Source organism: Amycolatopsis sp. NPDC104863, assembly GCF_055582965.1.
On the sequence record NZ_JBVJOW010000001.1, the window covers coordinates 800,022 to 819,569 of the forward strand.

A 19,548-nucleotide genomic window follows, 5' to 3' on the forward strand; every position below is an offset into this window, starting at 1 on the left:
GTTCACGCGTGGACGACTTCCAGCCCCTGCGGCTGCAGCCGGTCGAGGTCGGGCCGGGTCAGCCGGGGCCGTCCGCCCGCGTGCTCGGTGGTCGCCGCCGCCGCGGCCACCGCCAGGCACGCCGCCGTCTCCAGCGGCCGCCGGCGGGTGAGCGCCGCCGTCAGCGTCGCGACCAGGGCGTCCCCCGCGCCGGTCGGGTCGACCACCTCGGTCTCGACGTCCGGGAGGAACCACGTGCCCTCGGGCCCGGCGAACAGGGTGCCCTGCCCGGTCACCTCGAGCACCACGAGCGACGGCCCGCGCCGGCGGAGGTCGGTGGCCGCGCGGGCCGCCGTGGCGACGTCGGCCAGAGGCCCGCCGGTGAGCAGTTCGGCGTCGTGACCGTCGGCGCGGACGACGTCGGCCAGCGCCAGCAGCTCGGGGGTCAGGGACTCCGGCGCGCCGTCCAACACGACCCGGGTGCCCGCCCGGCGCGCCAGCCGGGCCGCCAGGAGCGCCGCCGGGGCGGGCTGGCGCAGCTGGACGATCAGCGAGGCCGCGGCCGAGATCGGCGCGGACGCGGCGAAGACGTCGGTCTCGGTGACGAGCGTGCCGTCCGGGACGTGCTCGCGGTGGCGGCGGAGGCCCTGGTCGTCGACCACCTCGACCAGCCGCGCGGTCTCGGTGCCGGGCCGGCGGACGACGTGGGTCGTCCCGATCCGGTCGGCCCGGGCCTGGGCGCGCAGCGCGTCGCCGGCGGGGTCGTCGCCGACCACGCCGACCAGGGACACCGACGTCCCGAGCTGACGCAGCGCCACGGCCTGGTGGGCGCCTCTCCCGCCGAGCGTCGCCTGTCCGTGCTCGACCGGCGCGTCCGCGGCCGGGAGCACGAGGTCGCAGGCCACCTGGCCGACAACGACCACTTCGCTGTACATCATCGGCACCGCCGGTCGGTCATGACGCCTCCTCGGTTCCCCGGTTCGGTTACCCGGAGCGACGCGAGGCGCAAACCGCACGATCGGGGGGCTCGCTTTTCTTCGAGGGTGCCGAGTTTCCCGGATCGTGGGAGGCCCGGAGAAAGCGGGCGTTTCCCGCGCGGGACTTTGGGTATCAAGACCCCGTCCTTGATCACCTCGCTGCGACGCCGGCCCGCCCGGCGCGGAAGGCCTGACGACCCCGTGTCCCCCACCTCCCCGGTCCCGCCCCGGTCCGCGCCGCTCGCGGCGCGCCGGACGGAGTACCGCCCCGGTTTCCTCGTGCTGACCCTCACCGGCGAGATCGACGCCCTGACCCTGCCGATCCTGGACCGCGAGCTGCGGGCGGCGCCACCGGGCACCACGGTGGTGGACCTGACGAAGGTGGCGTTCGTCGGCCTGGCCGGCGCCCGGGCGCTGGCGGCGGCCGCGGAACGGGCCGGCAGCGAGGGACGCCGGTTCGGCGTCGTGGCGAACAGCCGCACCCTCGCCCGGCTGTTCCGGATCACCGGCCTGGCCGCGGTGGTCCCGATGTTCGCGTCGCTCTCGGACGCGCTGCGGGAGCTGCTCTCGGCCGGGATCCAGGACGCGGCCAGCTGACCTACTTGCGGCGGCCGAGCGCCTTGGCGCGGTCGTGCGCCCAGCCGGCGAGCACAACGCCGATCGCCGTCGCCACGACGTAGCACACCAGCGTGCCCGCGAAACCGGCGTGGAGCCAGCCGAGCAGGCCGAAGTGCTCGTGGTCGATCAGCAGCCGGATGACGCCCTGGGCGCCGATGACGGTCAGCACCGCTCCCACGATCTGCAGCACGTCGAACTTCACCGTGGTCCCCTCTCGTTGGTGATACGACTGCATCATAACCACGAGTGACGGATGTGCTCCACCGCCGGGGGCGGTAGCGTGTGCGGTGTGGCGGGGAGCCGGATCACGGTGCAGGTGGGCGAGCGGCAGCTGACGCTCTCGAACCTCGAAAAGGTGCTCTACCCGCGGCACGGGTTCACCAAGGGCGAGGTCCTCGACTACTACACGCGCATCGCGCCGCTGATGCTGCCGCACATCCGCGACCGGGCGATGACCTTCGTGCGGTTCCCGGACGGCGTCACCGGCAGCTCGTTCTTCGAGAAGAACGTCTCCCGGCACGCGCCGGACTGGGTCCGGACCGCGAGTCTCGCCGTCGGCGGCCGCGGCAAGGACCCCGAGATCATCGAGTACCCGCTGATCAACGACCTGCCCGAGCTGGTGTGGGCGGCCAACCTCGCCGCGCTCGAGCTGCACGTCCACCAGTGGACGGTCGAGGACGGCGACGAGCGGAGCACGCCGGACCGGCTGGTGTTCGACCTCGACCCGGGGCCGGGGGCGACCGTGGTCGACTGCTGCCGCGTCGCCGAGCAGCTCTACGAGGTGCTCACCGAAGACGGGTTCACGCCGGTCGCGAAGACCAGTGGCTCCAAGGGGATGCAGCTCTACGCGGGGGTCGTCACGGCCGACGGCGCGGAGACGTCGCAGTACGCCAGGGCGCTGGCCGAGCGGCTGGCCGCGGAGACGCCGGACCGCGTCGTCGCGCGCATGACGAAAACCCTGCGGCCGGGCAAGGTTTTCATCGACTGGAGCCAGAACAACCCCTTCAAGACCACCGTGGCGCCGTACTCCCTGCGCGGGCGCGACGAGCCGACGGTGTCGACCCCGGTGACGTGGGACGAGGTCCGCGCCTGCCGGCACGTGACGCACCTGCGGTTCACCGCCGGCGAGGTCCTCGAGCGCGTCGACGAGCTGGGCGACCTCTTCGCCGATCTGGAGCGCACGCGCGTCCCGATTCCTGCGTTCGGCTGAATTTCGGAAACCGCAATTCCGCGGTGAATCCCGGCCGGTTCCCGGCGCGGCGCCCGCGGTTTCCGGGCGAATTGCCGGGGCGGGGTCGGGACCAGGCGGTTTGATCGTCCTCAGTGGACTGTTGCACGTGCAGACGGCGTGTGCCGGTGCACGGCTCGCCGCTGGACGATCTTTCCGTTGTGCGGCAAGCTGGACGAAGTGGGTACGGTCTACGCGTAAACCGTCAGGACGGGTCTCCGATCGCCGCAAGCTGTTCACGCTCACCGCGTTCGCCGGTGAGCGGAGCACGGCCGCCGCGGTGGCCGGAGACATTGTTCTCGCGACGGTCGCCATTCTTGTCGAATGCGCGCTCGGCCGATCCTGCTCTTCCGGCCGGCAGGGCGCGCGGCCGGCGTTCCGGTGCGAAGAAAGGAAACGGGTGTCCGGCCTGATCGACACCGATCTCGAGTTCTGGTTCCAGCGCGGCCTGCGCGCCTACCTCGGCGAGGTGGCCAGGGCGCTCGGCTTCGGCCTCGAGTCCTGCACCGTGGACGTCGACGTCCCGGTGTCGGCCTACCTCGCGGTCGACTGGCGGCTGCGCCGGTTCCCCGACCGCGACGTGGCGCTGCTGTGGGACGAGGTGCACGGCTGGGCGGTCGCGGTCGAGGCGGCGTGCGGCGAGGAGATGATCGTGCTGGCCTACCTCGGTGGGGCCGACATCCTGCCACCGCCGCGGGTGATCGTGCGGTTCCTGGCCGCGCTGCGCGCCGGGGACCTCGCGCCGGACGGGCCGGGTTCGCCGGTGCTGCGCCGCGCCGGGAGCCACCAGGAGCTCCTGCCGCTGCTGCCCGCCGGGTGACGCGCGGCCGCCGATCCTCCACACTGGACGTCGAGCGCGGAGGTGGGGGATGGGGACGATCCCGGCGGCGGTGGCCGCGATGCTGGCCGTCGACGGGCCGCTGCCCGACGACGACCGCCACGGGTACGAGTGGAAGTGGGACGGCTTCCGCGGCTGCGCCCGGGTCGCCGACACCGGCGAGGCCCGGATCACCAGCCGCAGCGGCAGTGACCACACGCACCGCTACCCCGAGCTGCGGGACGTGTTCGGGGCGGCGCTCGGCGGCCAGGCGGCCGTGCTCGACGGCGAGGTCGTCGCGCTCAACGAGGCCGGGCGCCCGGAGTTCGTGCTCATGCAGCGCCGCGCCATGCACCCGCCGACGCCGGAGCTGCAGGCCGAGGTCCCGGTCGTCTACTTCGCGTTCGACGTGCTGCGGATCGGGAACGAGTCCCTGCTGGAGCTCCCGTACGAGCAGCGGCGCGAGCTGCTCGCCGAGCTGGTCCGGCCCGCCGACGGCCGGCTCGTCGTGCCGCCCTGGTACTCCCGGGCCGACATCTCACCGGACCAGCTGCTGGCGACGGCCGCCGAGCACGGCATCGAAGGCGTCGTCGCAAAGCGCCTCGACGCGCCGTACCTGCCCGGCGCGCGCTCACCTCTGTGGACAAAACACGCGCTGAGGCAGACGTGCGAAGTGGTCGTCGGCGGCTGGCGAGCCGGCGAAGGCCGCCGCGCGGGCACGTTCGGCGCGCTCCTGCTCGGCGCGTTCGACGACGCCGGCGAGCTGGTGTACCTCGGCGACGTCGGCACGGGGTTCACCGACGAGGCGCTCGACCACCTCAGCGACGCGCTGGCGCCGCTGGTCCGCACCGCGAGCCCGTTCGCGACCGAGCTGCCGCGCGACCGGGCACTGGGAGCCAAGTGGGTGGAGCCGTCACTGGTCGGTGAGGTGGTTTACCGCCGGATCACGCCGGACCGCCGGTTGCGGCACACGGCGTGGCGAGGGCTGCGGCCGGACCGGACCCCGGACGAGGTGCGCGTCCCGTGAGCTCGCCGGTGCTGAGCGCCGCGCCCACGCGCATCCGCCGCGAAGACGTCGTGGTCATGGAACAGACCACCGCCGACGAGCTGCCGGCGATCCAGGCGCTCTGGCCGGCGTTCGAGCGGGCGGTGGGCCTGCGCGGCCGCCGGATGTTCGCCCGCGCCGACGAACGGGCGGGCACCTACACCGTGTGCACCCCGGTCAAGACCGGTGACCGGCCGGAAGCCCTCAGCCTGCGGACCGGGGTCCTGCCGGGCGGCTGGTACCTGCGCGGAACCCTGGTCGGCGACCCGGACCTGATCTACCGGCACATCGCCGGCGGGATGGCCGAGCTCCGGCGCGCGGCGCCGATGGACGAGACGCGGCCGCTCGTGGAGTTCTACCGCCGGCACGGCCACATCGAGCTGTGGCTGCCGGTCGGGGAGCCCGCGCGACAGCGGTGCGGCTGGTGCCGGGCCGGGAGCGGTTCGGTTCGCCGGTCGCCGGAGCACGCCGCGACGACCCGGGGGGCGAGCCCTGGTTCCGGGGCGAGGTCGACCACGGCGAAACGGTGCTCCGGCTGACGCTGTGACCGCCGTCACGAGAAGTGCTGTCACATCGGTCCCGACCCCGGAGTCGAGGGGGTGACGGCGCCGGAACCCCCGGCGCCCGCGATCTCCCGAGGAGCTCCGATGTCGACCGCATACCTGATCGTCACCCTCGTCGCCGCCGCACTGGCCGGGTTCTCCGCCGTCTCGGTGTTCACCCGCGCGAAGTGGGTCGTCGAGCCGATCACCTCCTACGGCGTGCCGGAGGCGTGGTGGCCGTGGCTCGGCACCGCGAAGGCGGCGGGCGCCGTCGGGCTGGTCGTCGGCCTGTTCGTGCCGCCGATCGGCGTCGCCGCGGCGATCGGCCTGGTGCTGTACTTCCTCGGCGCCATCGTCACCGTCGCCCGCGCCCGGTCGTACGGGCACCTGGCGTTCCCGGTGATCTACCTGGCGCCGGTGGTCGCTTCGCTCGCGCTGCTGTGACCGGCGAGCCAGGTGAGGGCGCCGGCGGCGTGGTCCAGCACGGAGATGTGCCCGTCGCCGGCGGTGGCCCGGAACTCCGCGTCCGGGCAGGCGCCGGCCAGCCACGCGCTGTGCGTCGCCGGGATCATCCGGTCCGCCTCGCCGTGCAGCAGCAGGACCGGCGCGGTGATCGCGGCCGGGTCGCCACCCCAGGGCGCGACGTAGGCGAGGTCGTCGTCGATCAGGCCGTCCGGCCCGCCGGCGAGCGCGGGCTGGACGACCTCGTCCAGCCACGACCAGGAACCCTTCAGAGCGGCGAAGTCGGCCTCGGTGAAGACGTCCGGATCGAACTCACTGGCGGCCTCGTGCTTTTCCTTGGCCGAGCGGCCTTCGACGGCGGCGCCGAGCGAAGCGGCACTGGCGGCGGCCATCCCCCCGAACCAGTCGAGCCCCTCGGCGTCGAAGGGCGCGACGGCGGCCAGGCTCGCGACGGCGATAACGCGATCCGGCAGCAGCGCGGCACAGGCCAGGGCGTGCGAGCTGCCCCCGGAATGCCCCATGACGGCGAACTTCCCGACGCCGAGCGCATCGGCGACGGCGGTCGCCCACCCGGCGGCGTCCCCGACGGTCCGCCCGGGCGCGGGGGTGGAAGTGCCGTAGGCGGGCCGGTCGTAGGAGATCCAGCGAACCCCGAGCCGCTCGCCGAGCGGCAGCAACGGCCCGGGCGGCGCGCCGAGGTTGGGCGTGCCGTGGTGCCAGAGCACGGTGAGCCGCGCCGGGCCGCCGCTGTCGTAGACGTGCAGGGTGGCTCCGCCGGGCAGCACGACGTCGGTCTCGGTCACCATGCGGCCGAGCCTAGCGGCTGTAACAAAACCCGGGCGCCGATCGTCGGAAGACCACACACCACCACGAGGGGAGCCGCCATGAGCACCGGGAACTACGCGATCCTGGGGGAGGACCGGTACCCGTTCAACGTCTGGTACGACGAAGAGAACCGGTCGATCCACCTGACGTGCACCGATCCCCGGCTGACCGACGAAAACGGGCGGAAGCCGAGTTCTTCACGGAGTTCAACGCCAACCCGCGGTCGGCGGACTACGACCCGGCCAACTTCAACCGGTTCGCGCGGTACCTGCGGCAGCAGGGCAAGTCCGCGCCGGACGAGGTGCCGGTGCACCCTCGCCAGCTGGCCCAGCGCCCGCAGGTGATCGAGGCGATCGGCGGCTGAGCCCGGCTCAGCGGGCCAGCCGTTCCGCCAACCAGGCCAACGACAGCGGATACCGGTAGTCGATGCCCCCATGACCGGCATCGAACAGCTCGAACCGCACCCGCTCCTCCGGCAGGCCGACCTCCGCCACCGCGTTCCGGAACGCCTCCGCGCCCAGGTCGAGGTACCACTCGTCACTCGTGCCCGCGTCGATCCACACCGCGCGCAGTGAACGGATCGCCTCCGCGTGGTCCGGCACCATCCGGACCGGGTCCCAGTCCAGCCAGCGCTGCCACACCGCGGGCCGCAGCGCGCCGGTCGCCGGGTCGAACGGCAGCTCCGGGGTACCGTCCTCGGTGGCCGAGAAGCACGCCGCGACGCCGTACAGCATCAGGAGGTTCGAGTCCTCGGGCTTGGTGAACGCCGTGCGGCTGCGGAAGTCCGCCCACCACGCCTCGACGTCCTGGTCGTACTCGCGCAGCGCGCGGACCGCCTTGCCGAAGTCCGGGACGTAACACATCTCGTACAGCGCGTCGCCCGCGTGCGTGGCCAGTGCGCCGAACAGGTCCGGGCGCAGCATCGGCGTGATCATCGCACCGAAGCCGCCCGACGACTTGCCCGTGATCGCGCGGGACTCGCGGTCGGGCAGCGTGCGGTAGTGCTCGTCGACCCAGGGCACGATCTCGTCGCAGAGGTACGAGTGGTAGCGGCCGGTGCCCGGCGAGTCGACGAACTGCGAGCCGCCGTACGCGGTCCAGGCGTCCACGTACACGACGACGCAGCCGGGGGTGCCGCCGGCGAAGACCGCGTCGGCCGTCTCGACGAACGGCTGCCGGAACGGCGTCCGGTTGGCCCACATCGACAGGTGCCCGGTGTACCCCTGGATGACGTATACCGCGGGGTAGCGCTGGTCGCCGTCGTCGTACCCCGGTGGCACGTACACCCACAGCGGACGCTCGTGCGGGTCGCCGAGCGGATTGTCCCGCAACAGCGCGGAGTCGACGGTGTGCCGGTCGAGCCGGCCGGCGAGGTCGCCGTCCCAGGGCAGCATGCGCCCAGTCAACCACGGCTCACCGGTTGCAGAGGCTAAGCGATACCTCTTTTCCACGCGTAGCGTTGAGCCGTTCCGCCCCGACCCTCGTGTTACGAGCACGGTGGTGGGTAGGGAGAAGCGGGGAGATCATGAAACATCCGGGGCCGTTGTTCACCTTGCTCGCCGGTGTGGTGCTCGCCGGCGGGATCGGGATCGCCAACCTGGCGATGGGGACGGGCGTCGCGCCGGTCGCCGGCGCCGCGAGCGCGGCCGGCGCCGCGAGCACGACGGCCGCGCCGCCGCCGAAGACGTCCGAAGCACCGAAGCAAGAAGCAGCACCCGCGCGAGCGGACTACGCCGGACGCGTCACCGGCGGCGGCGCGTCGGTCGCGGTGTCGGTGCGCGACGGGCACGCCATCGCTTACCTCTGCGACGGCAAGAAGGTCGAAGCCTGGCTCCAGGGGGTGACGGTCGGCGGGAAGCTCGACCTCAAGGGCGCCAAGAACGCCAGCCTGACGGGCAGCTTCGACACCGCCGCGGTCACCGGCACGGTGACGGCGGCCGGCAAGACCTGGCAGTTCTCCGCGCCCCCGGCGAAGAAACCCGCGGGCCTCTACCGCGCGACGCCGAAGGTGAAGGGCAAGGCGGGCAAGGTCGGCTGGATCGTGCAGCCCGACGGCAGCCAGGTCGGCATCCTCACGACGGACGAGGACTCGACGTCGGCGCCCGCGCTCGACCCGGCCGCCGCCACGGCGACCGTCGACGGCGCGCCCGTGACCGCCGAAGCCGTCAGCGGCCTGGCCGGGAACGGGGACTTCTGATGACCACGGCGGGCAACCGCGCCGCGGTGGTGCTCCTGGTCCCGCTGGCCGTCGGCGCCGTCGTCTCGGTGGTGCTCGGTGTCTACGGCAGCCTGCACACGCCGACCGGGGTCGCGATCAACGTCGCCGGCTTCTCCAGCCCGCAGTCGGTGAAGGCGTGGCTCGCCACGGTCGTCGTCGTGCTGGCGCTCGTGCAGCTGGTTTCGGCACTGGCGATGTACGGCAAGCTCGGCCGCACCACCCCCGCGTGGGTCGCGCCGGTGCACCGCTGGTCGGGCCGGCTGGCCTTCCTCGTGTCGATCCCGGTGGCGCTGCACTGCCTCTACGCGCTCGGGTTCCAGTCGTTCGACACGCGGGTCCTGCTGCATTCGCTGCTGGGCTGCTTCTTCTACGGCGTGTTCGTCGCGAAGATGCTGCTGCTGCGCAAGGACGGCGCCCCCGGGTGGTCGCTGCCGGTGGTCGGTGGCCTGGTCTTCACCGCGCTGGTCGGGCTGTGGCTGAGCGCGTCGTTGTGGTTCTTCACCCAATTCGGCTTGACCTTCTAGGCGGAGGACGACCTTGCGCGACGACAACACGGACCCGGTGCTGGCGCGCCGGACGGCCCTCGCGGTCCTGGGCGCCGGCCTGGCCGCCGGGTGCAGCACGTACGGCGGCACCTCGGCCTCGACGTCCGCCGCGCCGGCGCCCGCGGCCGGCCCCGCGCTCGGCGACGCCGCCGACGTGCCGGTCGGCGGGGGCAAGGTGTTCGCCGCGCAGCAGGTGGTGGTCACGCAGCCGGCGGCCGGCACCTTCGCGGCCTTCTCGGTGGTCTGCACCCACCAGGGCTGCGCGGTCGACGCCGTCGCCGACGGCACCATCAACTGCCCGTGCCACGGCAGCAAGTTCGCCATCGCCGACGGCTCGGTGGCGAACGGCCCGGCGTCGCAGCCACTGGAGAAGAAGAAGGTCACCGTCACCGGCGGCAAGATCACCCTGGCCTAGGTGTAGGCCTTCGCGACGGTCGCCGCGTCGATCGTCCACAAGGGACTCGACGTGTCCGGTTCGCCGTGCAGGAAGGTCTTGCCGTCGGCGCAGGCGAACCGGGCGCCCGGCGGCGCGTTCCCGGTGACGGCGGCGCACTCCAGGCCGCCTTCCAGCGTGAGCAGGAAGGGATCGGCGGTCCCGCCGGGCTCCGGCGGCGACGGCAGCGCGCCGGTGTAGGTCAGCAGCACGGCCTTGCTCGCCGACGTCGGGCAGAGCACCTGCGGCCGGGCGCCGGTCCCGGCGAAGCACGGGTCGTAGGTCTTGTCGCGGGTCGAACAGCGGTAGGCGTCGTGGCGGCCGGACACCGCGGACACCGCGGCGCAGGTCCCGGTCACCCGCAGCGCCGTCGTGACGCGGGTGCCGGTCCACGGCCGGTAGTCGACGTTCTGGGTGAACCGCGCCGAGCGGCTCGTGGTCACCGGGATCTCGACGGCGGGCCCGGCGAGCGCGTCGGCGAACCCGCCGGCCACCGGCCCCATCCCGGCGGCGAGGAGCCGCCGCACGACACCGCCGCCGTCCGGGTGGCACGGTTCGAGCGCGGCCCACACCTCGGTCGCGACGGCGTCGAGCGGCCGGCCCGCGGAGTAGCGGGCGGCGGCGGTGTCGGCGGCGCAGGTCAGCACCCCGGACGCCGGTTCGGGCCCGGTGGCCAGGCCGAACAGCGCGGCCACGCGGTGCGCCACCGTGGCGAGCGCCGTCCCGAGCGCGGGACCGGGTTCGGCCGTGCCGCGGACGCTCGCCGGCAGCCGGCCGAACGGCACGTCGTAGGTCACGCCGGAGCCGGGCCAGAGCAGCTCCCGCTGGCGTGGCCGCCCGAGCAGCTGCACGGCGGACGTGCTCGCCGCCGCGGTCCGGGCGCTCGGCTCCGGCCAGCCCGCCGGCACTTCGAGCCGGTAGGGCACCCGCGCGTTCGAGGTCAGGGTGACACTCGCGCGGCCACCGGCGGCCGTCACGCACGCCTGCACCGGCGCCTGGGGATCCGCCGCGCCGATCCCGACCGTCACCCCGGCGGAGCTCGCGGCCCGCCCCGCGCAGTCCGGTCGCGGCGCCGGGCCCGGCACCCCGCTGCGGCCCAGCGCCGCGAGGTCGAGCAGCCCGCCCCAGAAGGCGCCCGGCCGGTCCAGCTCGGCGACGATGCCCCCGGCGTCGTACCCGGCGGGCACGAGCCGGGAGCCGTTCGCGGTGACGAGCACGGGCACGAACCCCGGCGGCGGCGCGGCGACGAGCGGGATCCGCACTCGCGGCCTGCCGCCCTCGAAGGCCACTTCGACGCCGCTGCCGACGCGGCGGGTCATCGGCGTCTCGAGACCCGGCTCCGGCGCCGGGCCCGCCGACAGGCGCGTGCCCGCCGGCGCGACGACCTCGACGCCGCCGACGGTGAGCGTCCCGCCGGCCACGGCCGACCGGCCGGAAAGCCGTTGGTGGACCAGGACTCCCGCGCCACCCAGCAGCAGCACGGCCACGGCCACCACGAGCGCGCGCCGGGCCCGTGTGTCGTTCGCGGCCATCACGCCTCCCGAAACCCCTGTGCCTCCCCAGTCCGCGGGGGGCTCATGGTCGTTAGCCGGTGTGGCCCAACCGTGACCGGACCTGCGCTTTCCCGGTTCGCCCGGCAGTTCACCGTGGACGGACGGCGGCGCCGGTAAGCCGGTCGCCACCGGCGGGCCGGTCTGGCACCATCGGACCGGTGAGCCCGGTCGAGATCGCCTGCGACGAGTCGGGCTCCGAGGGCGAAAACCTCCTCGGCGGCGAGACCGACGTCTTCGCCCACGCCGGGGTGCGGCTGACGTCGGCGGAGGCCGCCGCGTGCGTGCGGGAGATCCGCCGCCGCATCGGCTCGCCGGCCGAGGAGTACAAGGCCAACCACCTGCTCCGCGCCAAGCACCGCGCGGTCCTCGAGTGGCTGCTCGACCCGGCCGGCCCGCTCGCCGGCCGCGGGCACGTGCACCTGACCGACAAGACGCTCTTCGCCGTGCGGGCCGCCGTCACGCTGCTGGCCGAGGACGGCACGGACACGGTGGCGCGCACGCTGTACCGCGCCGGCCCGGCCGCTTTCGGCGCCGCCCGCTGGGAGTTCTTCCTGACCGCGTTCACGAGTGTGCTGCGGCTGAAGCCGCGCCGCGGGCCGACGGCGTCACCGGCGGAGTTCTTCGCCCTGGTCGAGGAGCTCGCCGCGATCCCCGGCGAGGCCGGTGAGATCGTCGCGCGGTTCCGCGGCGGCGGTGCGCGCGTGGCCGCCTACCGCGCCCGGCTGGCGAGCGACCCGGGGCTCGTGCCGGTGCTGGACCCGCTGGTGCCCGCGGTGGTCCACACCGTCCGCCACTGGAGCGCCGGCGGCACGCCGGTCGCGCTCGTGCACGACGAACAGCTCGCCCTCACCCCGGAGCGCGTGCTGCAGCTCAAGGCCGGGCTCGGGCACCGGCTGGCCGGCGTCCGGTTCGTCGACTCCCGCTCGGACGCCCGGGTCCAGGTCGCGGACTTCCTCGCCGGGGTCGCCCGCCGGATCGCCTCCGACGCGCTGAACGGCCGCGGGGACCCCGCGTTGACCGGCCTGCTGCGGTCCTTTGTGGACCGTGAGTCCGTCTGGGCCGCGGTCAGCAGCTGACCACCTGCGCCGGTGAAGACGTGTTGTCGAGCCGCTTGACGTACGCGGCGCCGGTTCGTCGCGCGCACGCGGCTTCCTTGCTGCCGAACGGCCCGGCGTACACCGCGTAGACGTCGGCGCCGTCGAGCCGCTGCCGCAGCGAGCCGCAGCCGGTGGTCGGCGCGTGCAGGTACCCCGAGCCGGGGTTCGTGGTCAGTAACTGCTGGACGTCGGCGCGGTAGCGGGCCCGGGTGACGGCCGAGCCGAGCACAACGACGAACGAGCCGTCGCACGCCGGGGTGCTCATCGCCGTCGCGAGCCCGAGGTCCGCACTGCTCGCGATACTGGTGGCGACGGTCGTCCGGGTGGTCGTGACCGGTGCGGCGGTCACCGGCGGTGCGGGCGCCGTCGACTTCGGCGAGGACGACGGCGCCGGGCTGGACGACGCCGCGGCCTGCGTCGAGGTCTCGTGGAAGGTGAACCAGCCGACGACGGCGAGGAGCGCGGCCAGCGCGGCCGCGGCGACCAGCCACGGCGCCTTCGACCCGCGCCGGACCACCGTCGCCGGCGGCGTCTCGGGAGCCGAGCCGACCCGCGTCGCCTGCCGGGTCGGGGGAGCGGCGGCCGGGACCGGGCTGGTGCCGCCGAGCGCGGCGCGGGCGGCCTCGGCCAGCTCGGCCACACTGCCGAACCGCTCGGCCGGGTCCTTCGCCATGCCCCGCGCGATGACGTCGTCGAAGGCGGCGGGCAGGCCGGGCCGCAGCGCGCTGGGCCGCGGCGGCGGCTGGTGCAGGTGCGCGCCGATCAGCGCCACGGCCGTCGACGCGGCGAAGGGCTTGCTGCCGGTCAGGCACTGGTGCAGCACGCAGGCCAGCGAGTAGACGTCGACGCGGTGGTCGGCCGGCGCGTCGGTGAACCGCTCGGGCGCCATGTAGTCGAGCGTGCCGACGGCGCCGCCGGTCGCGGTGAGCCCCGTCGCGGGCCCGGCCGCGCGGGCGATGCCGAAGTCGACGAGGTAAGCGAACCCGGTCGCGCCGACGAGCACGTTCGACGGCTTGACGTCGCGGTGCACCAGCCCCTCGGCGTGTGCGGCGGCCAGCGCCTGCGCGACCTGCCCGACGACGTCGACCGCTTCGGCCGGGGTGAGCGCGCCGCCCGCGGCGAGCCGCCCGCCGAGGTCTTCGCCGTCGACCAGCCGCATGTCGAGGTAGAGCCGGCCGTCGATCTCACCGTAGGCGTGGATCGGGATCACGTGCGGCTCGCGCAGCCGCGCCACCGCGTGCGCCTCCCGCCGGAACCGCTCCTGGAACTCCCGGTCCTCGGCGAACTCGGGCGCGAGCAGCTTCAGGGCGACAACGCGGTCGTGACGCGTGTCGTAGGCCCGCACGACCTCGCCCATGCCCCCGCGGGCGACCAGCGACTCCACGCGGTAGGGGCCGAACTGCCAGCTCACGCGTTTCCCTCCGTTGCCCGTGCGAAGGGAGGTTACCGGGCGCTATCCCTTCGGGGTGCCGAAGTCCTGCGTCCAGTACGCCCGGCGGCCCGAGTCGACGGTGTAGCCCACCCCCAGCTCGGTCAGCCGGCAGTCGAGGATGTTGGCCCGGTGCACCTTGCTGTTCATCCAGCTCTCCACGACCTGCTCGGGGGTGCGCTGGCCGGCGGCGATGTTCTCGGCCCAGCGCTGCCACCGGTACCCGGCGGCGGTGATCCGGGCCGACGGGTCGCCGCCGTCCCGGCCGGTGTGGCTGAAGTACCGGTAGCGCGCCATGTCGGCGGTGTGCGCGTCGGCCGCGGCGGTGAGCAGCGGGTCGGCGGTGAGCGGCCCGCACCCGAACCGGACGCGCTGGGCGTTGGTCAGCTGCAGCACCTGCGTGGGGTAGGACCCCGCGGCGGACGCCGGCGGGGCCGGCACGAGCAGCGCCAGGACGGCGGCGGCACTCCCGGCCACGATTTCGCGGAACATGACGACCTCCTCTTCGACGGTTTTTCCGACACCGGGAAACTGCGCCGGTTGCCCGGGTGACCAAACGCGCCCGAGCGAAGGAAACCGCTGGTACGGAGCGTGCGGAGGGTCGAGGGAATTCACCGGGAACGGGCGCGGGATTCGCCGGGCGGGCGAATTTCGGGAACCGCCGGTGAACGCGGTGTCGCGGCACGTGCAGCCTCATGTGCGTACCCTGGCGTGGTGCGGACCCGACCCACCCTGACCTGGACGTCGGCGGAGGCGCCGCTGCCGCGGACGTCCAGCCTCGACGAAGTCACCGACGTCCTCGCGCGGCGCCGGGTGGCCGTGCTCAGCGGCGCCGGCCTGTCCACCGAGTCCGGGATCCCCGACTACCGCGGCGAGAGCGGCAGCCTGCGCCGGCACACGCCGATGACCTACGACGAGTTCGTCTCCAGCGCCGAAGGCCGGCAGCGGTACTGGGCGCGCAGCCACCTCGGCTGGCGCACGATCGCCCGCGCCGACCCCAACGACGGCCACCGCGCGGTCACGGCGTTGCGCGACGGCGGTTTTGTCTCCGGCGTGATCACGCAGAACGTCGACGGGCTGCACCAGGCGGCGGGCACCGCCGACGCGGTCGAGCTGCACGGCAGCCTGGACCGCGTGATCTGCCTGGCCTGCCGCCGCACGAGCCCCCGGGCGGAGCTGGACCGGCGGCTGCGGGCGGCGAACCCGGCCTTCGAGGGGACGGCCACCCGGATCAACCCGGACGGCGACGTCGAACTGCCCGAGGACGTCGTCCGCCGGTTCACGCCGGTGCCGTGCACGGAATGCGCCGGGGTGCTCAAGCCGGACGTCGTGTTCTTCGGCGAGAACGTGCCGCGCCCGCGCGTCGAGCAGTGCTACCGGCTGGTCGACGACGCCGGCGCGTTGCTGGTGCTGGGTTCTTCACTGACCGTGATGTCGGGCCTGCGGTTCGTCCGCCACGCGGCGGCCGCGGGCAAGCCGGTGGTGATCGTCAACCGCGGACAGACCCGCGGTGACCGGCACGCGTCGGTGCGGGTGGACCTGCCGCTGGGGCGGGCGCTGCCGGAACTGGCCGCACGGCTGGGCTGCGGGGGTCACGGCCGAAGCGCGTGAGCAGCCGGTCCTGCCGGGACGCGCCGGGTGCGACGGGTGGCGGGCCGGCGAAGAACGCCGGGCCGAGCGCGAGCCCGGCGAAGATCGTGTCGAAGTCCTCGTCGATCCAGGCGACCAGACCCGGATCGAGGGTGTCGTCGGCGCCGAGCGCCCGCGCCAGATCCCAGGTGTGGATCGTGCTGTCGGTGGTCCGCACGGCCAGGGCCCGCCGCCCGGTCAGCTCGCCCAGCGGGTAGTCGACGACCCGGTCCAGCGCGCCCGGTTCGGCGAACGCCGCCGCGCACCCCCGCACCGACGCGGTGTACGCCGCGACCGGGTCGGTCCCGAGTGCGTCGACGTCGCGGGCGGCCAGGAACTCTTCGCGGCTGCTCCCGCGCAGGAGCGCGACGTAGTTGAGGTTGCCGCGGGTCATGTGGTTCACCAGCGCCCGGACGTCCCACTCGGAGCACGGTGTCGGAGCGCCCCAGCCGTCCGGTGCGACCGCCCGGAGGTGGTGCTCGAAACCCTCGGCGGCGAGGAGGTAGCGGTCCAGGAGCGTCATGGCCGCAGTCTGGCCGGGCGGGTGGCGGTGGTGCTCGCGGGAATCGGACGTCGTGGACGAGCCGGCCCCGGGCGGATCGGGGGGAAACCCGCCCGGGCCGGCTCTGCGACGGACCTCCACAGCCGGTCGTTGCTCACAAGACGCGCGGGCCCCTCACGTCGTTACAGTGCTGTTCGGTACCGATCCGACCGCAGCCACGGCCGAAGGCCTCTCGGGAAACGGTTACGTGCCGATCCGGGGGCGGCCTACTTTCGGCCGGATCGGTACCCTGCTTGCAGTCCGTCCCACGACCAGCGCGGCATCGCCAGCCCGGCGGGGACGTCGCCGGCCGGGCCGGGGTAGGTGAGCACCTCGGCCACCGCCCACTCCATGTAGGCCCGCAGCGCGGCGCGGAACTCGGGGTCGGCGGGCAGACCGGCGTCGTCGGCGGCCTGCACGAAGCACGTCACGAACCGGCGGCCGAGGTCGCTCATGTCGCCGTTGCCGGCGTGCATCCGCAGCATCGCCGAGTGGTCGCTGTACTCGGCGGAGAACGTCGGCGGCCCGCCCAGCACCTCGGCCCAGTACCGCGCCAGCCGTTCGACGTGCCGCGGGTGCTGCCCGGGGTGCGAGAACGGGTGGTTCAGCTCGGGGTCGGCCAGGCAACGCTCGTGGTGGGCGGCGGCCAGCGCGAGGAACGCGGGGTCACCGCCGGCGAAGTCGTACAACGTCGGGCGCACCCGCCGAGCCTGGCACGCGCGCCCGCCGAACGCTAGGACGTCAGCGCGCCGCGGCGGCGGCGCGTTCCGCAGCCGGGGTGAAGCCGCCGAACGCGTCGACCGCCTGCCGGACGTCTTCGGCGACGAGGTCGTGGTTCAGCGCGCCCGCGGCCGCCGCGCCCTGGGCCGCGGCGATGATCACGGTGGCCCGCGCGTCGACGACGTTCCCGGCCGCCCACACGCCCGGCACGCTGGTCTTGCCCACCGGGTCGACGGCCACGACGTCGTCTTCGGTGACGGCGCAGCCGAGTCCGCGCAGCACGTCGTCGTGCGGGACCGTCCGGGTCCGGACGAACAGCGCCACCCGCGGCACGAACCGGCCGCCCAGCTCGATCCCGGTGAGGTGCCCGTTTTCCCGCCGAAGGGCGGTCACGACGCCGTCGACGACCCGGATGCCCCGTGCGTCGAGCCGTTCGCGGTCCTCTTCGGACGGTGGCGTGGTGTGCGCGAAGTACACGACGTCCGGCGACCACTGGCGCACCAGCAGTGCGTGCTCGACGCTCGCGGGCTCGGTGCCGAGCACCCCGAGCGGCTGGTCGCGCACCTCGTAGCCGTGGCAGTACGGGCAGGTCACCGCGTCGGTGCCCCAGCTTTCGCGCAGGCCGGGCAGGTCCGGCAGGTCGTCGTGGACGCCGGTGGCGACCAGGACGCGCCGGGCGGTGAGCTCCCGGCCGCTCGCGAGCCGCGCGGTGAACCCGTCGTCGAGCCGGGTGACCTGGTCGTCGAGGAGGTCGACGCCGTACCCGGCGAGCTCCTCGCGGCCGATCTTGAGCAGTTCGGACGGCGGGAGGCCGTCGCGGGAAAGGAAACCGTGCATGTGCGACGCGGGCGCGTTGCGGGGCGCACCGCCGTCGACGACCGCGACGCGCCTGCGCGCCCGGCCCAGCATCAGGGCGGCGCTGAGACCCGCCGCGCCGCCACCCACCACCAGGACGTCATAGTTGTTTTCGGTCATGCGGCCACCCTGCGCCCGGCGTCGCGGATCCGACAACAAATGTTGCCATTTCCGCAACGACGGCGTTTCCTGGGGGCATGACGGACGCGATCACCCAGGCCCTGGCCGAGGTCGGCCCCCGGCTCAAGCGGGTCCGCACCCAGCGGCGGGTCACGCTGGCGGACCTGTCGACGGCGACGGGGATTTCGAAGAGCACGCTGTCCCGGCTGGAGTCCGGGCAGCGGAAGCCGAGCCTGGAGCTGCTGCTGCCGATCGCCCAGGCCCACCAGGTCCCGCTGGACGAGCTGGTGGGCGCCCCGGAGGTCGGCGACCCCCGTGTCCGCCTGACCGCGCGCCGCATCCCGCGCCACAACGGCACGGCGATGACGGTGCTCCCGCTGACCCGCCAGCCGGGCGCGCCCCAGGCGTTCAAGATGATCCTCGAGCCGGACGCGAGCGAGCCCGACCCGCAGGTGCACGAGGGGTACGAGTGGCTCTACGTCCTGTCGGGCCGCCTCCGCCTGGTGCTGGCCGACCGCGACATGACGCTCGGCCCGGGCGAGGCGGCGGAGTTCGACACGCGGCTCCCGCACTGGTTCGGCGCGGTCGACCGGCCGGCGGAGATCCTCAGCCTGTTCGGGAAGCAGGGGGAGCGGCTGCACCTGCGGGCGAAGTCCCGCTGACCGGCCGCTGGCCGAGTTCGCGCTGCATCAGGACGGTGTCGAGCCAGCGGTCGTGCTTGAACCCGACGCGGCGCAGCACGCCGGCGTCGGTGAACCCGGCCGCGCGGTGCAGGTTCCGCGACGCGGGGCTGCCGGAGTCGACCACCACGGCGATCGCCTGCCGCGCCCCGGCTTCACTGCAGTGCTTGAGCAGTTCGTCGAGCAGGCGCCGGCCGTGTCCGCGGCCGGTGGCGCCGGGCGCGAGGTAGATCGTCGTCTCCACCGAGAACCGGTACGCCGGCTTCGGTCGCCACGGCGTGGCCAGCGCGTACCCCAGGACGTCGGTTCCGTTCGCCAGCACGAGGAACGGCAGCTCGCTCGCCCGGATCTTCGCGCGCCACTGCGCCGGGGTCGGCGGGGTGGTCTCGAAGGTGACGACCGAGTCGGTGACGTACGGCGCGAAGACCGCCGCGATGCCCTCGGCGTCGGCCTCGGTCACCGGCCGAATTTCCTCTATAGTGGACATAATCTGTATTATAGAGGAATGATTGATCCCGTCGTCCTCGGCCGCCGCCTGCACGACCTGCGCGCCGACCGGGCGCTGGCGCTGAGCGCCCTGGCGAAGGCGGCCGGGGTCAGCGTCAGCATGCTGTCGGCCATCGAACGCGGCGAGAAGACGCCGACGGTCGTGGTGCTGTCACGGATCGCGGACGGCCTCGGGCTGTCGCTTTCGCGGCTGCTGGCCGACCTCGAGGCCGACCGGGTGATCCTCCGCCGCGCGGCCGCGCAGGAGCACGTCGCCGAGCCGGGCGGCTGGCGCCGCACGGTGCTGACGCCGGTCGTCCCCGGCGTCAACTTCGAATGGATCCGCACGACGCTGCCGCCGCACGTCGACGCGGGCACGTTTCCCGCGTACGCCCCGGGTTCCCACGAGTTCGTCGCGGTCTCGGCGGGGACGTTGCACCTCGGTGTGGGATCGGAGGAGTACGTGCTGCACGCGGGCGATTCGGTCTACTTTCCCGCCGACGTAACGCATTCCTACGCCAACCGCGGTGAGGACGTGTGCGAATACCACGTCGCCGCGCTCGTGATGCGGCCGCGCTCCTAGGAAAACCCGGTGACGCGGCGGCCGCCGTGGCACTCTTCCCGGCATGTTCCCCGTGTCCGATCGCGCGACGCTCGCAGGCCTGTCCCTGCCGAGCGCCCGTTCGGCACGGCTGTTCCCGGTTGTGTCCACCGGCGCTCGAAGCTGACCCTTCCCCGATTCCCCTGTC

At 74.0% G+C, this 19,548-nt stretch carries 24 protein-coding genes and 1 pseudogene; 14 read left to right on the top strand and 11 right to left on the bottom strand.

Annotation, left to right across the window (positions count from 1 at the left end):
- Positions 1-2: 2 nt before the first annotated feature.
- The gene (locus tag ACZ63J_RS03445; protein ID WP_465399934.1) at positions 3-914 is read right to left on the bottom strand and encodes a PfkB family carbohydrate kinase; all 912 of its coding nucleotides are present in this window, start codon (positions 912-914) and stop codon (positions 3-5) included.
- 243 nt (positions 915-1,157) lie between these two features.
- On the opposite strand from ACZ63J_RS03445, the gene ACZ63J_RS03450 reads away from it, so the two are divergent.
- Positions 1,158-1,553, top strand: coding sequence for an STAS domain-containing protein (locus ACZ63J_RS03450; RefSeq protein ID WP_465399933.1), 396 nt, complete (start codon positions 1,158-1,160; stop codon positions 1,551-1,553).
- A gap of 1 nt (position 1,554) precedes the next feature.
- Here ACZ63J_RS03450 and ACZ63J_RS03455 read toward each other — a convergent pair whose 3' ends face one another.
- Complete coding sequence (locus ACZ63J_RS03455) at positions 1,555-1,776, bottom strand: hypothetical protein (RefSeq protein ID WP_465399932.1); 222 nt, start codon at positions 1,774-1,776, stop codon at positions 1,555-1,557.
- 87 nt (positions 1,777-1,863) lie between these two features.
- Here ACZ63J_RS03455 and ligD (ACZ63J_RS03460) point away from each other — a divergent pair, with 87 nt between their 5' ends.
- The 5 genes from ligD (ACZ63J_RS03460) (at position 1,864) to ACZ63J_RS03480 (ending at position 5,650) form a co-directional block, all read left to right on the top strand.
- Positions 1,864-2,784: a non-homologous end-joining DNA ligase gene (gene ligD, locus ACZ63J_RS03460; protein WP_465399931.1), complete on the top strand. Its 921-nt coding sequence runs from the start codon at positions 1,864-1,866 to the stop codon at positions 2,782-2,784.
- A 418-nt stretch (positions 2,785-3,202) separates the two neighbouring features.
- Positions 3,203-3,622 carry a DUF6292 family protein gene (locus tag ACZ63J_RS03465; protein ID WP_465312122.1) on the top strand — a complete coding sequence of 140 codons (420 nt, stop codon included), beginning with the start codon at positions 3,203-3,205 and terminating at the stop codon, positions 3,620-3,622.
- Positions 3,623-3,671: 49 nt separating this feature from the next.
- Positions 3,672-4,646, top strand: a complete 975-nt coding sequence (ligD, locus tag ACZ63J_RS03470) for a non-homologous end-joining DNA ligase (RefSeq protein WP_465399930.1) — start codon at positions 3,672-3,674, stop codon at positions 4,644-4,646.
- The gene (locus ACZ63J_RS03475) at positions 4,643-5,203 is read left to right on the top strand and encodes a GyrI-like domain-containing protein (RefSeq protein ID WP_465399929.1); all 561 of its coding nucleotides are present in this window, start codon (positions 4,643-4,645) and stop codon (positions 5,201-5,203) included. Before ligD (ACZ63J_RS03470) ends, ACZ63J_RS03475 begins: the two co-directional genes overlap by 4 nt.
- A 108-nt stretch (positions 5,204-5,311) precedes the next feature.
- Positions 5,312-5,650: a DoxX family protein gene (locus ACZ63J_RS03480; protein ID WP_465399928.1), complete on the top strand. Its 339-nt coding sequence runs from the start codon at positions 5,312-5,314 to the stop codon at positions 5,648-5,650.
- On the opposite strand, the gene ACZ63J_RS03485 is transcribed toward ACZ63J_RS03480, so the two are convergent.
- Positions 5,611-6,474 carry an alpha/beta fold hydrolase gene (locus ACZ63J_RS03485; RefSeq protein WP_465399927.1) on the bottom strand — a complete coding sequence of 288 codons (864 nt, stop codon included), beginning with the start codon at positions 6,472-6,474 and terminating at the stop codon, positions 5,611-5,613. The genes ACZ63J_RS03480 and ACZ63J_RS03485 overlap by 40 nt on opposite strands.
- A gap of 167 nt (positions 6,475-6,641) precedes the next feature.
- Between ACZ63J_RS03485 and ACZ63J_RS03490 the strand changes: the two genes are divergently transcribed.
- Positions 6,642-6,857, top strand: a complete 216-nt coding sequence (locus ACZ63J_RS03490; protein ID WP_465399926.1) for a hypothetical protein — start codon at positions 6,642-6,644, stop codon at positions 6,855-6,857.
- A 7-nt stretch (positions 6,858-6,864) separates the two neighbouring features.
- Here the strand turns inward: ACZ63J_RS03490 and ACZ63J_RS03495 are convergent, their stop codons facing one another.
- Positions 6,865-7,887, bottom strand: a complete 1,023-nt coding sequence (locus tag ACZ63J_RS03495) for an alpha/beta hydrolase (protein WP_465399925.1) — start codon at positions 7,885-7,887, stop codon at positions 6,865-6,867.
- A 131-nt stretch (positions 7,888-8,018) separates the two neighbouring features.
- On the opposite strand from ACZ63J_RS03495, the gene ACZ63J_RS03500 reads away from it, so the two are divergent.
- From ACZ63J_RS03500 to ACZ63J_RS03510, 3 genes are read left to right on the top strand one after another with little or no spacing between them, the layout of a single operon-like run.
- Positions 8,019-8,690, top strand: a complete 672-nt coding sequence (locus ACZ63J_RS03500; protein ID WP_465399924.1) for a hypothetical protein — start codon at positions 8,019-8,021, stop codon at positions 8,688-8,690.
- On the top strand, positions 8,690-9,235 hold the full coding sequence (locus ACZ63J_RS03505) for a DUF6529 family protein (RefSeq protein ID WP_465399923.1): 546 nt from the start codon (positions 8,690-8,692) through the stop codon (positions 9,233-9,235). The genes ACZ63J_RS03500 and ACZ63J_RS03505 overlap by 1 nt, the downstream gene beginning before the upstream one ends.
- Before the next feature lie 13 nt (positions 9,236-9,248).
- Entirely contained in the window at positions 9,249-9,671 is a 423-nt protein-coding gene (locus tag ACZ63J_RS03510) for a Rieske (2Fe-2S) protein (protein WP_465399922.1), read from the top strand.
- On the opposite strand, the gene ACZ63J_RS03515 is transcribed toward ACZ63J_RS03510, so the two are convergent.
- Positions 9,668-11,221, bottom strand: a complete 1,554-nt coding sequence (locus ACZ63J_RS03515) for a hypothetical protein (RefSeq protein ID WP_465399921.1) — start codon at positions 11,219-11,221, stop codon at positions 9,668-9,670. The two genes, ACZ63J_RS03510 and ACZ63J_RS03515, sit on opposite strands and share 4 nt — an antisense overlap.
- A 179-nt stretch (positions 11,222-11,400) precedes the next feature.
- On the opposite strand from ACZ63J_RS03515, the gene ACZ63J_RS03520 reads away from it, so the two are divergent.
- Positions 11,401-12,318, top strand: coding sequence for a DUF3800 domain-containing protein (locus ACZ63J_RS03520; protein WP_465399920.1), 918 nt, complete (start codon positions 11,401-11,403; stop codon positions 12,316-12,318).
- Here ACZ63J_RS03520 and ACZ63J_RS03525 read toward each other — a convergent pair.
- Entirely contained in the window at positions 12,308-13,750 is a 1,443-nt protein-coding gene (locus ACZ63J_RS03525; protein ID WP_465399919.1) for a serine/threonine-protein kinase, read from the bottom strand. The genes ACZ63J_RS03520 and ACZ63J_RS03525 overlap by 11 nt on opposite strands.
- 42 nt (positions 13,751-13,792) lie before the next feature.
- Positions 13,793-14,260 (bottom strand): CAP domain-containing protein, encoded by a 468-nt coding sequence (locus tag ACZ63J_RS03530; protein WP_465341140.1) that lies wholly within the window; start codon positions 14,258-14,260, stop codon positions 13,793-13,795.
- 222 nt (positions 14,261-14,482) lie between these two features.
- Here ACZ63J_RS03530 and ACZ63J_RS03535 point away from each other — a divergent pair, with 222 nt between their 5' ends.
- Complete coding sequence (locus ACZ63J_RS03535) at positions 14,483-15,379, top strand: NAD-dependent protein deacetylase (RefSeq protein ID WP_465399918.1); 897 nt, start codon at positions 14,483-14,485, stop codon at positions 15,377-15,379.
- A gap of 10 nt (positions 15,380-15,389) precedes the next feature.
- Here the strand turns inward: ACZ63J_RS03535 and ACZ63J_RS03540 are convergent.
- From ACZ63J_RS03540 to ACZ63J_RS03550, 3 genes and pseudogenes are all read right to left on the bottom strand, one after another.
- Positions 15,390-15,920: pseudogene (locus ACZ63J_RS03540) on the bottom strand (TIGR03086 family metal-binding protein); the annotation flags it as partial.
- 245 nt (positions 15,921-16,165) lie between these two features.
- A complete protein-coding gene (locus tag ACZ63J_RS03545; RefSeq protein WP_465399917.1) occupies positions 16,166-16,639 on the bottom strand; it encodes a group II truncated hemoglobin in 474 nt (157 codons plus the stop codon).
- Between the two features lie 40 nt (positions 16,640-16,679).
- Positions 16,680-17,633 (bottom strand): NAD(P)/FAD-dependent oxidoreductase, encoded by a 954-nt coding sequence (locus tag ACZ63J_RS03550; protein ID WP_465399916.1) that lies wholly within the window; start codon positions 17,631-17,633, stop codon positions 16,680-16,682.
- A 77-nt stretch (positions 17,634-17,710) separates the two neighbouring features.
- On the opposite strand from ACZ63J_RS03550, the gene ACZ63J_RS03555 reads away from it, so the two are divergent.
- Positions 17,711-18,295 (top strand): helix-turn-helix domain-containing protein, encoded by a 585-nt coding sequence (locus tag ACZ63J_RS03555; protein WP_465312106.1) that lies wholly within the window; start codon positions 17,711-17,713, stop codon positions 18,293-18,295.
- On the opposite strand, the gene ACZ63J_RS03560 is transcribed toward ACZ63J_RS03555, so the two are convergent.
- Positions 18,240-18,800, bottom strand: a complete 561-nt coding sequence (locus ACZ63J_RS03560; protein WP_465399915.1) for a GNAT family N-acetyltransferase — start codon at positions 18,798-18,800, stop codon at positions 18,240-18,242. The two genes, ACZ63J_RS03555 and ACZ63J_RS03560, sit on opposite strands and share 56 nt — an antisense overlap.
- A gap of 18 nt (positions 18,801-18,818) precedes the next feature.
- Here ACZ63J_RS03560 and ACZ63J_RS03565 point away from each other — a divergent pair, with 18 nt between their 5' ends.
- A complete protein-coding gene (locus tag ACZ63J_RS03565) occupies positions 18,819-19,382 on the top strand; it encodes a helix-turn-helix domain-containing protein (RefSeq protein WP_465399914.1) in 564 nt (187 codons plus the stop codon).
- Positions 19,383-19,548 lie beyond the last annotated feature (166 nt).

Coding starts and splice junctions, on each gene's coding strand:
- ACZ63J_RS03505 (WP_465399923.1), top strand. CDS start 8,690: ATGACCACGGCGGGCAACCGCGCCGCGGTGGTGCTCCTGGTCCCGCTG.
- ACZ63J_RS03565 (WP_465399914.1), top strand. CDS start 18,819: ATGATTGATCCCGTCGTCCTCGGCCGCCGCCTGCACGACCTGCGCGCC.
- ACZ63J_RS03445 (WP_465399934.1), bottom strand. CDS start 914: ATGTACAGCGAAGTGGTCGTTGTCGGCCAGGTGGCCTGCGACCTCGTG.
- ACZ63J_RS03480 (WP_465399928.1), top strand. CDS start 5,312: ATGTCGACCGCATACCTGATCGTCACCCTCGTCGCCGCCGCACTGGCC.
- ligD (WP_465399930.1), top strand. CDS start 3,672: ATGGGGACGATCCCGGCGGCGGTGGCCGCGATGCTGGCCGTCGACGGG.
- ACZ63J_RS03550 (WP_465399916.1), bottom strand. CDS start 17,633: ATGACCGAAAACAACTATGACGTCCTGGTGGTGGGTGGCGGCGCGGCG.
- ACZ63J_RS03555 (WP_465312106.1), top strand. CDS start 17,711: ATGACGGACGCGATCACCCAGGCCCTGGCCGAGGTCGGCCCCCGGCTC.
- ACZ63J_RS03515 (WP_465399921.1), bottom strand. CDS start 11,221: ATGGCCGCGAACGACACACGGGCCCGGCGCGCGCTCGTGGTGGCCGTG.
- ACZ63J_RS03560 (WP_465399915.1), bottom strand. CDS start 18,800: ATGTCCACTATAGAGGAAATTCGGCCGGTGACCGAGGCCGACGCCGAG.
- ACZ63J_RS03495 (WP_465399925.1), bottom strand. CDS start 7,887: ATGCTGCCCTGGGACGGCGACCTCGCCGGCCGGCTCGACCGGCACACC.
- ACZ63J_RS03530 (WP_465341140.1), bottom strand. CDS start 14,260: ATGTTCCGCGAAATCGTGGCCGGGAGTGCCGCCGCCGTCCTGGCGCTG.
- ACZ63J_RS03485 (WP_465399927.1), bottom strand. CDS start 6,474: ATGGTGACCGAGACCGACGTCGTGCTGCCCGGCGGAGCCACCCTGCAC.
- ACZ63J_RS03500 (WP_465399924.1), top strand. CDS start 8,019: ATGAAACATCCGGGGCCGTTGTTCACCTTGCTCGCCGGTGTGGTGCTC.